The 12,218-nt window shown below is 32.7% G+C and carries 11 protein-coding genes and 1 pseudogene; 1 reads left to right on the top strand and 11 read right to left on the bottom strand.

From position 1 onward, the window contains the following. From JFT89_RS14095 to JFT89_RS14075, 5 genes are all read right to left on the bottom strand, one after another. The coding region (locus JFT89_RS14095; RefSeq protein WP_307838610.1) for a penicillin-binding transpeptidase domain-containing protein at window positions 1-1,302 on the bottom strand (1,302 nt) is incomplete at its 3' end. A gap of 219 nt (window positions 1,303-1,521) precedes the next feature. Then, on the bottom strand, window positions 1,522-3,309 hold the full coding sequence (locus tag JFT89_RS14090) for a PAS domain-containing sensor histidine kinase (RefSeq protein ID WP_016095475.1): 1,788 nt from the start codon (window positions 3,307-3,309) through the stop codon (window positions 1,522-1,524). Window positions 3,310-3,660: 351 nt separating this feature from the next. Then, entirely contained in the window at window positions 3,661-4,512 is an 852-nt protein-coding gene (locus JFT89_RS14085) for a Cof-type HAD-IIB family hydrolase (protein ID WP_002065648.1), read from the bottom strand. 177 nt (window positions 4,513-4,689) lie between these two features. Further along, a complete protein-coding gene (locus JFT89_RS14080) occupies window positions 4,690-5,268 on the bottom strand; it encodes a cysteine dioxygenase family protein (RefSeq protein WP_002141996.1) in 579 nt (192 codons plus the stop codon). A gap of 114 nt (window positions 5,269-5,382) precedes the next feature. Continuing rightward, window positions 5,383-6,597 (bottom strand): cytochrome P450, encoded by a 1,215-nt coding sequence (locus JFT89_RS14075; protein ID WP_201040249.1) that lies wholly within the window; start codon window positions 6,595-6,597, stop codon window positions 5,383-5,385. 140 nt (window positions 6,598-6,737) lie between these two features. Here JFT89_RS14075 and JFT89_RS14070 point away from each other — a divergent pair, with 140 nt between their 5' ends. Then, window positions 6,738-7,235 carry a PadR family transcriptional regulator gene (locus JFT89_RS14070; protein WP_002141998.1) on the top strand — a complete coding sequence of 166 codons (498 nt, stop codon included), beginning with the start codon at window positions 6,738-6,740 and terminating at the stop codon, window positions 7,233-7,235. Between the two features lie 102 nt (window positions 7,236-7,337). Here JFT89_RS14070 and JFT89_RS14065 read toward each other — a convergent pair whose 3' ends face one another. From JFT89_RS14065 to JFT89_RS14040, 6 genes and pseudogenes are all read right to left on the bottom strand, one after another. Beyond that, window positions 7,338-7,493 carry a DUF1540 domain-containing protein gene (locus JFT89_RS14065; protein WP_071746091.1) on the bottom strand — a complete coding sequence of 52 codons (156 nt, stop codon included), beginning with the start codon at window positions 7,491-7,493 and terminating at the stop codon, window positions 7,338-7,340. A gap of 73 nt (window positions 7,494-7,566) precedes the next feature. Then, window positions 7,567-8,196 carry a Vat family streptogramin A O-acetyltransferase gene (locus JFT89_RS14060; protein ID WP_016095476.1) on the bottom strand — a complete coding sequence of 210 codons (630 nt, stop codon included), beginning with the start codon at window positions 8,194-8,196 and terminating at the stop codon, window positions 7,567-7,569. Continuing rightward, a complete protein-coding gene (locus tag JFT89_RS14055; protein ID WP_201040248.1) occupies window positions 8,186-9,469 on the bottom strand; it encodes an MFS transporter in 1,284 nt (427 codons plus the stop codon). The genes JFT89_RS14060 and JFT89_RS14055 overlap by 11 nt, the downstream gene beginning before the upstream one ends. 267 nt (window positions 9,470-9,736) lie before the next feature. Beyond that, a pseudogene (locus tag JFT89_RS14050) lies at window positions 9,737-10,971 on the bottom strand (cytochrome P450 family protein). Between the two features lie 160 nt (window positions 10,972-11,131). Further along, a complete protein-coding gene (locus JFT89_RS14045) occupies window positions 11,132-11,536 on the bottom strand; it encodes a hypothetical protein (RefSeq protein ID WP_002032464.1) in 405 nt (134 codons plus the stop codon). 146 nt (window positions 11,537-11,682) lie between these two features. Then, window positions 11,683-12,218, bottom strand: a 536-nt coding sequence (locus JFT89_RS14040; RefSeq protein ID WP_242488408.1) for a DUF3658 domain-containing protein, incomplete at its 5' end; no start/stop codon positions are given.

Genomic DNA, 12,218 nt, shown 5'->3' with positions numbered 1-12,218 from the left:
TTTCCATGACTTTTTCTCCTTAGTTCCTTTAAACTTCATAGGTGCATCATAAAAATGTGTTCCCGGTGTTATAGCTTTTGTTTCAAATCCGGTTAATACTGTAGCACCTTTAACAGTTGATCCAAGCTCGTATGAACTTGTCAGCGTACCTAAAGCATAATCTTCTACTTCCGTTTTTCCGTCTTTTTCTACAAGTCTTTTCCCAGCCATCGATAATACTTGGCCGTTTTTCGGATTCATCATTACAACGAAAGCACGGTCTAACATTGATTCTGAACCTTTATATGCCTTTAATATTTTTTCTATACTCTCTTCTACTTTTTTCTGTAATTCCATATCAATTGTTAACGCTAAATTCTTGCCGCTTTTCCCTTCAGAAACTGTCTCCGTTCTAATTGTATTACCTTGTTTACCAGCAATACTTCTTACTTCTTCTTTCGTGCCATGAAGTACATCTTCGTATTGCTGTTCGATGTAACTTTTCCCGACCCGGTCATTCCGGCTATACTCCCGCACTAAATAATAATCTAATCGTTCACGTGGTAATCCCTCATCAGCATTCGAAACATTTCCAAGGACTGAACGGAATAAGCCATCATTTACATAGAGCCGTTCCCAATCAACTGATGCGTCAACCCCAGGGAGATTTGCTAAATTTTCGCTAATCACAGCATATTCCTTTTCACTAACATCTTTTTTAATAATTTGAGGTACCATTTGATAACCTGAAGTCATTTTACTTTTAATAGCTAACACTTCTATGTCTTTTGCTGTTAATTCTTGAAGATTTTTTTCTGTAACTCGCTTTCTTTTTAACTCTTCTATTTTTTTGTCTAACTCTTTTCCGTTAATATCCTTTTCTCTAAACTTATCTATTTCTTTTTTAGATACTAAATCTTGAGTAAGTTTTGGATTTAACTGCATCCAAAAATCTTTCTTATCCGTCTCGGTTAACTTATCTATATCTTCTTGCGGTATTTCAATTATTGCTGCAAGTTGTCTTGCAGTTTTTAACATTTCCTCCGCTTTTACACCTTTCACCTTTGTATATGTAATCGTACGTAAAGACTTATTGTCCACTACTGGATTCCCTTCACGGTCATAAATTTTGCCACGTGGTACTGTAAGCTTAACTGTTGCATTTTCCCTCTTCGCTACTTCATTTTTATATGTTTCTCCATCGAAAATTTGCACCTTACCTAACTGGATTATAATTCCAGAAAATAATAAAAATACACAAAAGAATAAAATATTTAACCGTATAGGTAGTGCTCTACCACTCTTTTTCTCTTTCTTTTTCACCTTGTCATAATCTCCTCCTTACAACATTTTTAATAATTTTAAGCTTTCTATATTAAAAGTAATGTACAATTTCCACACATTACTTTGTACGCATATTAATATAACGTTTAAAACTTAATAGAAATTAAAACAAACATAAAGAAAAGGTAAAGTTTACTAAATTAAATATAAAAATACCCAATAACAAAAGCTTAGCTTTGTTATTGGGTATTAGGTATTTTAGGAGTTAATATTAGAACGTATTGAAATACATCTATCATCACAATTTGATAGAGATTGTTTACTCTGAATTTTCGGCAAGTAAATCGTTACAGTTGTCCCGACGCCAACCTCACTCATTATACTTATTGTTCCTTGATGACTTTCAATAATTTTATAACTTAACATCAATCCAATACCGGTACCTTTTTCTTTCGTACTATAAAAAGGTTCACCTAATCTTTTAATTCTTTCTTCAGGTATTCCTATTCCTTCATCTATTACACTAATAACGACACCATTTTTATGTATTTCTTTTATATGGATTGAAATTTCCCCACCATTTAACATTGCTTCAATTGAATTTTGCAAAATATTAATAAATACTTGTTTCAATTGATTTTCTGAGCATTCAATGATTATCTCTTTGGAATCTGTAAATAGTTCAACTTGAATATTTGTCATGATTGCTTTTGTATTGATTAATGATACGACATTTTTAAAAATTTGATAAATATTTTTCTTTTCTGTATTTATTTCATCAGTTTTAGCAATCGACAAAAACTCTTGGAGGATTGATTCTATTCTTTCTATTTCGGAAAGCATAAGGTCAAAATATTTTTCTTGATCTTCTTTATTAATTTGGAATAACTGTATAAATCCTTTAATTACCGTTAATGGGTTTCTCACTTCATGAGCTACACCGGCTGCTAATTGACCAATTGCCGCAAGTGTATCTGATTTATTTAGCAATTCTTCTGCCTTTTTCCGCTCTGTAATATCGCGGACAATGATCATAATTTTATCTTGTAATAATGGTAAACATCTAGCTTCAAAGAAATCAATACTTCCATTAATTGTTAGAGGATATTCTACAATTACATTCTTTCCTTCTTCTTTCAATTGGCGAATTGCTTCTTGAAATTGCTGTGCTACTGGAGACGGTAATATTTCGTAAAACTTTTTCCCCATAAAAGCTTCTGCGGGTACGTAAAATTTTGTAGGGGACCCTGCTTTATAATCTATAATTGTCCCGTCATATTCTGTTAAAAAACATAAATCTGGTAAAGCTTTAAAAATTAATTCTAATTCAGAGGTTTGTTGTTTCAATTGCTCTTCTATCGCTTTTAAATGTGTAATATCTACACCAACAGCCCAGTAACTAAATCCTGTTACAGGAAACTGCTCTGATATATTGGACCACATTATCGTTTTAATTTCACCATTTTTACATGTTAAACGCATTTCCCAATCTCTAAAATTTTTCCCATGAGTCAAAAATTTATTTTGTATTTGATAGCGATAATTATGGTCAGGATACAGTAATCGAAGTGCGTTTGGATTCCCAATTATTTCTTCAGCAGTATAACCTGTTACAATCTCGCATTCTCGATTCCACAAAACAAAATCTCCATTATAGTCAAGCGCATCAACCATAACAGGCATGTTTTGTAAGATTGTATGCAGTTCTTCCTCTTTTCGAGAAAGTAACGATGTATTTTTACTTTGAACTACTTTTTTCACCCCATCTATAATGAGGTTAGAAAGCATTTCAAAATATTTCTGGCAATTTAAGATTTCGCTTCTTTTGGACCATACAACAAAAGATCCTAAATATTGATTGTATAAGAAAAGGGGGATTTCAATTTTTGGAAGTTTACATACTTTCATTTCATTAATTCCAAATGAAAATATACATTCGTTTTCAGCATCAAGAAGTTGATGTGATATGTTGGTTAATTTATAAAATTGTTCTGCCATGGTTTCTATTGTACTCACATCAATAAGTTCCATTAGCCGCGCATTCATTCCTTTTTCACCTCGATATGTAAAATTTATACAAATTCAAAATTCATACTTCTTCATTATACGAAGAAAGTGCCCCTAGGTATATAGCTGTAGAATAATTATTCAAACAAATTCTATTTTTCAATTAAAAACAGAAAATAATATGGGATTGTTACGCGCTGCTAGTAGCAGTATAAAAATACAATAACCGTAAAATTCACAAAAGTTTCACAACTCTCATGAAAAATATAAACATTTATTCCAATATATTCTATATAATGAGTTGTAATAAGGCTTCTATGAATCTCATAGAATACCTTACCCCTAATAAAAAGAAAAAAGAATCTATTTGGATTCTTTTTTCTTTTTTTATTACATTACATATTTATATAAAGCATGTGCGACACCATGTTCTTCATTTGTTAACGTTTCGTATTGACACATCACTTTTATTTCTTCAACTGCATTTCCCATTGCAATTGATATATTTGCTTTCTCCATCATAGAAACATCGTTTAAGCCATCGCCTATTGCTACAGTGTTTTCAACTGGAATATTAAGATGTTCTGCTAAAGTATATAATCCATTTCCTTTTTGAGCATCTCGATGATTAATCTCTAAATTATGCCAATAGGAAGATGTAATAGCTAAATCCGTATTATGCAGAAATGTTTCTTTTAATTTTTTTAATTTCTCTATGTCATAAGAAAACGGTAAAAGTTTATGCACATGTATATCCATTTCTACAATTGGTTTACAACTTTCTGTACTATGAAATGCTGTATGCTCAAGATATAATGCAGCAATCGTTTCTAACTCTTTCAAGTTGAAATTTTCTTTTGAATTCTTTACATACTCGATTTCATTTCGTACACTCTCTACTCCATAATCTGGTACATACACACCTTTATTAGTATAAAGTTGATAATACAGATCATTCTCTTCAAGATATTCTATAATCTCTAGTGCTTGCGTATTTTGAATTGGGTATCTCTTCATCATCTTTTTATCTGTATAAATAAGTGCACCATTTTCAGCAATAATCGGACATTCTAAATTCACTTCTAACAATAGTCGTTCAATATCCACAATAGAACGTCCTGTACAAATTGCTACAACATGGCCAGCTTCTTGACATTTTCGAATTGCTTCTGCATTCTCTTTACTAATCATTTTATTCCCTGAAAGAAGAGTTCCATCTAAATCAATTGCGATTAATTTCATTATTTCTTCACCACTTTCTATAAATACACGAGTTTTTATGAAATATAAGGTATCGTTTTCATACGAATCTCGTGAAGTACTCCTTATTTATAGTTTATGAAAAGCGTTTCAGGTCAAGAAATAATTAAAAATAAAATCCAAAGCTGTTCTTTTTAAAGAAAAGCTTTGGATTTTAAGCTATGAATTATAACTAATATATTTTGTCTCACACATGTATACATTTTTTTCTTCTGTTGGGATATATACTTTAAACTTTTCTAAACGTTTTCCGTATATATGAATAGTGATTACGCTTTCATTTTCAGCTATTTCAAGAATATGACAATCAGCTGGTGGAATTACTTTATCGGTTTCGCCTTCTCCCAAATAAAGATTTCCTATGTGTGTTAAATAAGAAAGTGAATTTCCAAGCTGCTTCGTTTGTACAAAGTTCTGCACCATTATCCTTCCTGAAAAAACGCCTTCTACTCCCCATGTGCCATCATGATCATGTAATGGTGTAGATTGTCCATCTTTCCATACGAGAGCTAATACTTCAAAACGTTTTAACGGATCTTCATACAGTAAGTGTCGTGCATATTGAGCTGAATTCACCTTCTGTTTATCTAACGGAAGCCATGTTTTCTTTTCTAAAAGTTCTTCTAGTAATGTTTCAATTTCACACACGATTTGTTCTTCCAATAAATCACCATCTATTAAATCAGTTACAGCTTTAATAAATATTTGAAACGTTTTACTCCCATCGCACGTTAACATAAGCATCCTCCTCCACTCTTCTTTCACACACTTCCATACTAAATAGACCACTAAAAATTTACAATTGAGAAATAAAAAAACAAGGTACAGTAATTTTATACCTTGCTGAACGTTTTACCTAGTTTTCAAAAGAATAGGTAAGTATTTTAATGTTTGTTCATTTTCTAATATACATTTTTCTAAATTGAACGATGGAGATAACTCTATTTTTTCAAAGGCATTTATAAAGGTAGTTAATGCAATCTCAGCTTCTAAACGTGCAAGTGGCGCCCCTAAGCAAAAATGAGGACCTTTACCAAAGGTTAAATGCTTTTCATTTCCTATTCTGTGTAAATTAAATTTAGAAGCTTGTAAGAACTTTTTCTCATCTGAATTTGCTGCACTAACCCACGCAACAATCATTTGATCCTTTTTCATAAAAGGTCCAAATATATTTGTGTCCGCAGTAATCCTCCTAGCTAATGTAATGGGAAAGCGATAGCGTAAAACTTCCTCAATCGCTTTTGAAATTAACGTAGGTTCTTTTCTTAACTCTTCATATATTCCAGGTGAATCTACTAAAAAGCAATAAAAGCTGTTAATAATTAAATTTGTAGTTGTTTCATTACCTGCCGCTAATAAACCTAAAGTAAAAGTAACTATTTCTTCATCGGTTAATCTTTCGCCTTCATATTCAGCTCGTATTAAATCTGAAATAATATCGTCGGTTAAATGATTTCTTTTCTCTTGGACAATTGGAAGAAGGTATGTTTTAAATTCATTTAACGCAATTCCTTTTTCTACATCCAAATCGTTAAATTTTTCTTTACTATACGGCATAAATAAAATATCAGACCATTCTTTAATTTTTTTACGATCCGTTGTTGGTACTCCTAATAAATCGGATATGACGGTAACAGGTAAAGCTACAGCAAACTCCTCAACGATATTAACTTCACTATATTTTCTGATATGTTGTACAAGTTCATTTGCGATAGCCTGTATTCGAGGTTTCCATTGTTCTAAACTTCTTGGAGTAAATGCTTTAGAAACAATAGAACGTACATTGCGATGTTCTGGTGGATCAGTAGAATTTATATTTATTCTAGTTTCTAAAGGTGGGATTGCGAATTGTCTTCGTTCCCTTCTACTGGAAAATAAGCGATAATCCGATAAAACTCGATTTACATCATCGTATAAAAAAACATTCCATACATCCTGCTCCTCATCATAATGAACCGGATGGTTATCCCTCATAAATTCATACCACTCATACGGATTCCACAATTCTTCTTTTGTTTTCAGCTTTGAAATTTCATGAACTAAAATCACATTTTCAGGCGAATCCATAGTTCTTTCCTCCCTTTTCTTTTACAATAAAAGTGATAGGTCGGTAGTTCAAAGTTGTATAATCTAACATATGTTATTTTAACATATGTTAAAGGAGATTTTTCATTGGAGAACTTGAGAAATATATAAGGGGGATTTTTATGTACGTTGATATTTTATTGCTTGCAGAATTAACGTCAGGGCCAAAACACGGTTATGAAATAAAGAAGAATATCCAAAATCGGTTAGGTGAGAATTTCGAATTAAATCATAATACACTTTATCCCGCTCTTCGGCGCTTCGAAAATATGGGTGCTATAATGAAAAAAATACATAAACAAGTCGGAAAGCCAAACCGAAATATGTACGATATAACTGAAACAGGAGAAGAAATTTTTTCTGAAATGTTAAGAGAGTTTCCCGAAAAGATTGCGGCAAACAACGCTGAGTTCCTTGTACGTATCGCGCTATTTGAAAAACTTGATTACGAAGCTAGAAAAGAAATTTTAACAATACGCCAAGATGTACTACATAAACAACTTACTGCTATTCAATCTTTAGATGTTACCTCATCTTTTATTACAGAAGTCATTGAATTTAGTAAATCACGTATTGAACATGAATTGCTCTGGATTGCATCACTTATGAAGAAAATATGAAAAAATAAAAAGAAAAGTTAAAAACAATGAATGAAAATGAGATTTATTATCAATACTATAATTAATAAAAGGGCAACCACGATTTGGCTACCCTTTAAAAGTTTATATTTCTGGATCGAAAGTTTTGCAATCTGTTTCTTCAGTTGTAGATGCATGTTTACCTTTATGACTTACTACATAAATTGCATCTGCACTACATTTATTGCCGTTAGCCCAAAATTTACAGTTGTTTACTTCACATAAAACGTCTTGTGCCATAGTATCACACCTCCTTGTTCTATTATCATTAACAAAATTCGGAGGTATGATACTCTTTGTCATGCATTTTTTATTACCTTTTTAACTTTCTTAATGATTCAATATCTTCTTGTACAATAGCATCTATATTTTCGGTTATTTTTTCAATGTCAAAATGCCACCATTGAATTTGCAATAATTCTTCTATTATTGTATTTGTGAATCGTTCCTTTATTTTATTTGCAGGGTTTCCGCCAACAATTGTATATGGTACGACATCTCTAGTCACAACAGATTTAGCTGCAATGATTGCACCATCCCCTATTTTTATTCCGGGCATAATAGTTGTATCCATACCAATCCAAACGTCATTTCCTATAACTGTATCACCTTTGTAAGGTAAATCAGACAAACTAGGTGTATACTTCTCCCACCCATTTCCAAATATATTAAATGGATATGCCGAAAATCCATCCATCCGGTGATTCGCTCCGTTCATAATAAAGGTAACTCCATTTGCAATACAACAAAACTTTCCAATGGTAAGCCGATCTCCAATAAATTCATAATGATATAATACTCGATCTTCAAATGTTTCTCCATCTTTCGCATCATAATAAGAATAGTCACCAACAAGTATATTAGATTTCGTTATTGTATTTTTTATAAAATGAACGTTTTGATTTCCTTCAATTGGGTATTTAACATTAGGATTAGGATTCATGTTGCACAGCACTTCCTTTACCATTCATTTCACTTTCTACTGCTATTACTGGCTTTAAATTGTATATAGGTAAAATAAACAATAATCCAATTATAAATAGTAGAGCCGTCCCCTCGTACATCGTACCTAATGAAAACATCTCCTTTAAGGAACCAGCTATACTCATCGTTACTACCATTGAACCGGTGAATAGTGGACTTAAAATGCCGTTCACGCGACCAATAAAATCGGTATCGCTATTTTGAATAATGAGCGTATTAATACCTATTTGAATACATGGAAGAGCTAAACCACTAAAAAGTTGTGCCGTAAGTGTCACCCATAAATTTGTGGAGTAGCCTATAATACCAATTCCAATTGCCTGACCGAGCATCCCTACAATTAACATCTTTTGGGGAGCAACGTTTTTCGCAAATACCATCGCTAAAGCCCCGCCAACAATCATTCCCGCACCATTTACTGTTAGTAACCATTGTAAACTCTCTTTTGATAACCCTAACTGCTCAGTCACAATAAATATACCAAGTGGCTGAATTAAGCCTATACCTAATCCTGCTGCCATAAAACAAAAACCGAGCAAAGTTAATGCTTTTTTCTTTTTTACATATTTAATACCATCCAGCATTTCCTGTAATAATGTGATTTCTTTCTTCTCATGATCATTCTCGAGATCTTTCGGAAGAAATAACAATACAGCTGCTGCAAGTAAAAAGGCAATACCTGTTATGATAATTGAAATATAAATTCCAAAACTATGAAAAATAAATGTTCCTAGGATTGGTCCTAATACCATAAATATTGCAAATATTGTTTGATATATAGACATCGCTAATTGAATTTGTTCCGTCGATAAGTGTTGTTTAAACAACTTCATTCCAGATGGTTGAGAAAACTGCGAAAGGATCGCAGAGATGAGCGTCACAAAAAACACGATTTTCCACGTTCCAAACATAAGTGTAATTAATACAGCGAATACGGAAATAGAACTTAACGTTTCACACCATATCATTGTCTTCTTTGGCTTCCACCTATCAGCAAAAGTTCCTCCAATAAAGGAAAAAATGAAAATTGGAGCAAATTCAGCAACTGAAATCATCGAAATTGCGAATGCATCTCCTTTTGTCATTTCCATAACATAAAGTAATATCGCAAAGTTACGAACCCAAATTCCAACTTGTAGAAATAATGCTGATGCTAGAATCCCTTGCACAAATCGATTTTTTAATACTTGTGATACCCCATGATTTTGTTTCGTTTCTGCAGTCGTCGACATAAAAAAGCCTCCTATTCCGTGTTCTGAACAGGAGGCAGCACAAATCATATGAAAAGACTATATATTCGCAGTGCGAAACACATCCCTTTTCTATACATGCACATACTAATCCTATTCAGAAGAATATTTCGTTTTTTAACGAAGATCTCTTACAAATAGAATTAGTTGATCATTGGGATGTTTTCACCCTTCCGTTTCGAATTTAAATAACACATACATACTCTATGTTAATCATTTGTCGTGTATGCATGTCTCAATATAACTATTCTAAAAAGACAATGGTAATTCCTCTAAAGAGCGCATTAAATAATTACCTTGCCAATTAATTTTTTCACGCTCACCTTTTATTTGTAACGATGGCATCCGTTTAAACAAAGTAGTAATAGCAATCTTTGCTTCCAACCTAGCAAGTGGTGCTCCTAGGCAGAAATGACTACCATGCCCAAAGGCAATATGACGGTTATTTTCTCGTGTAATATCAAATACTTCTGGGTTTTCAAATACTGTTTCATCACGGTTTGCTGAAGCTAATGCGACAATAACCATATCTCCTTTTTGGATTGTTTGTTCGTGAATTTGAAACGGCTCAGCCGCCCATCTTGCAGTCGTCACCTCAACTGGAGAATAATAACGCAATCCTTCCTCAATAGCTGAATCAATTAATTTCGGATTATCTTTTAATAAAAGTAATTGCTTCGGATTTTCAAGAAGTGCTAATACCGTATTTGTTATTAAATTCACTGTCGTCTCGTGTCCGGCTACAATTAATAACATGATCATTGAATATAGCTCTCGAGCACTAAGTTTATGCCCTTCATTTTCTGCAAGTATTAACGCACTAACCAAATCTTCTTTTGGATTTTTCCGTTTTACATCAACTATATATTGAAGATATGTAATAAACTCAGATAGTTGTTTTTCGGTTTCTTTTATTTCTTCAGGTGTTTCTGGCGATGCAATGACAGCATGAGACCAAATTCTAAATTTCGCTTGATCCTCTTTTGGAATTCCAAGCATCTCACTTATTACAATAATCGGTAATGGGAATGAATAATCATCCACAAGATTTAATGTACCTTTTCGCTCTATCTCATTTATTAAATCATCCGCTACTCTCTGAATTCTTCCGTCTAATTGTGAAATCATCTTTGGTGTAAAAGCTTTTTGAACTAAAGATCGTAAACGACTGTGGTTAGGTGGGTCCGAATTTAACATATGCGTTGTTAAATGATCACTATTGTCAACAGAAAGAAACATGTTCATTGTATCTTTAGAAAAAACATTATTTGGATCTTTTTTAAGCGATTATCTTTTAAAAGTGGTAGAGCATCTTCATATCTTGTAATGAGCCATTCTGTACCAATCTCGACTTTATTAACAAATAAAATAGGTTGCACTTTTCGCGATTCTTTATAAATCTCATAAGCATCTTCTTTAAACTGAGCAGAAGCTAAATTAATGCCATCCTCTATTTTTCGGCCAACCTTATTTTTTATTGACATTACATTCCCTCACTCTCAATTATTTGTGTAAATCAACCTAACATTTGAATTATACTTCAATAAAAACTAGAAAATTGTAAATTTTTAATTAAAATCTTACTTCGTATATTGAAAAATAAAAAAGTGAGAGAGTAAAATTATTCTACTCTCTCACTTCCTATTATGCGAAGCACATAAAATTACTAATTTGTTGATATCGATAACTTACTTTACGACGACGACCACCTTGCCAAGTGTAACCTGAAACCCCGCTTCTTCTTACCTCGGTTGGAAAGAACCATAAATCTCTTCCGAAAGGACCAGGTCGATGTAAACGTAAATAGCCCCATCTTCCTAGACAGTTACACATCCAAGATTTCATATTGCCTGCTTGTGCTGGAGAAGCAAATGTGGACGGTAACGACGGAGCTTGTGACGGTGGTGGTGATGTTGGAGCATCTTCCGCATCATCTGGTCTATAGTCTTCTTGTTCAATATCTCTCACTTCATTTGTAGATTCATAACCGTAGTTTTGTGGATTATAATACATCTCTTGATCATATGGATAGTTTTGTTGGTTATACATAATAACCCATCACCTTCTTTTCATTTGTTTCTTTTAACATTCATATGTGATACGCCATTCATAGGAAGCTTATGTATAGCCTAAATTCATCTAAAAAAAGCTCGTATTTTAAGAATACGAGCTTTTTTATAAACAAAACATATTTTTTATTTTATTAACTTCACACTATAAAAACGCATTTGATCTAACGAACCTTCATATTCAAATACTTCTTGCTTAATTAATTCTTTCAAGCGATATTCCAAAAACGTATCCCCAACCAATTGATCCGCAAGTCCAAGTGCTTCACCTATTACTCTCGGAGCTTTATGAAATTCTTTATCTGCTCCTACATTTTTCGCACACTCAATAATGAATTGATCAAAATAATTTTCTTGTACAGAATGCACTTCATCGTCTTTCCAAACTCTTAAAAACTCCGTGCTTTGCGATAATCTATCCCACTCATGTGCAAACTTCATTCGCTTCTCTTCAGTTAAATACGGAAATTCCACAAAACTTTTTTGGAAAAGAGCTAAACTTTCAGGAGATAATTCTCCAGTTCCACGGATATCATAATCTTGTTTTAATATTTCTCTACTCGCTTCAGAAGTATTCATAACACGAATATTTTTCTTATCTTTTAATTGCGCAATTGCAAAACAAAGCCCTACGTGCTCATGGGCATTATCCGCCTTCCAAA

Source organism: Bacillus sp. TH25 (genome assembly GCF_016650935.1).
In the GTDB taxonomy this organism is placed as follows: domain Bacteria; phylum Bacillota; class Bacilli; order Bacillales; family Bacillaceae_G; genus Bacillus_A; species Bacillus_A mycoides.
Note: the sequence above shows the minus strand (reverse complement) of the source record. Positions and strands in the feature narration are given on the sequence as shown.

What these genes read in the sequence shown, in the direction of transcription:
- JFT89_RS14090 (WP_016095475.1), bottom strand. Translation starts at nt 3,309, where the DNA reads ATGAATGCGCGGCTAATGGAACTTATTGATGTGAGTACAATAGAAACC.
- JFT89_RS14085 (WP_002065648.1), bottom strand. Translation starts at nt 4,512, where the DNA reads ATGAAATTAATCGCAATTGATTTAGATGGAACTCTTCTTTCAGGGAAT.
- JFT89_RS14080 (WP_002141996.1), bottom strand. Translation starts at nt 5,268, where the DNA reads ATGTTAACGTGCGATGGGAGTAAAACGTTTCAAATATTTATTAAAGCT.
- JFT89_RS14075 (WP_201040249.1), bottom strand. Translation starts at nt 6,597, where the DNA reads ATGGATTCGCCTGAAAATGTGATTTTAGTTCATGAAATTTCAAAGCTG.
- JFT89_RS14070 (WP_002141998.1), top strand. Translation starts at nt 6,738, where the DNA reads ATGTACGTTGATATTTTATTGCTTGCAGAATTAACGTCAGGGCCAAAA.
- JFT89_RS14065 (WP_071746091.1), bottom strand. Translation starts at nt 7,493, where the DNA reads ATGGCACAAGACGTTTTATGTGAAGTAAACAACTGTAAATTTTGGGCT.
- JFT89_RS14060 (WP_016095476.1), bottom strand. Translation starts at nt 8,196, where the DNA reads ATGAATCCTAATCCTAATGTTAAATACCCAATTGAAGGAAATCAAAAC.
- JFT89_RS14055 (WP_201040248.1), bottom strand. Translation starts at nt 9,469, where the DNA reads ATGTCGACGACTGCAGAAACGAAACAAAATCATGGGGTATCACAAGTA.
- JFT89_RS14045 (WP_002032464.1), bottom strand. Translation starts at nt 11,536, where the DNA reads ATGTATAACCAACAAAACTATCCATATGATCAAGAGATGTATTATAAT.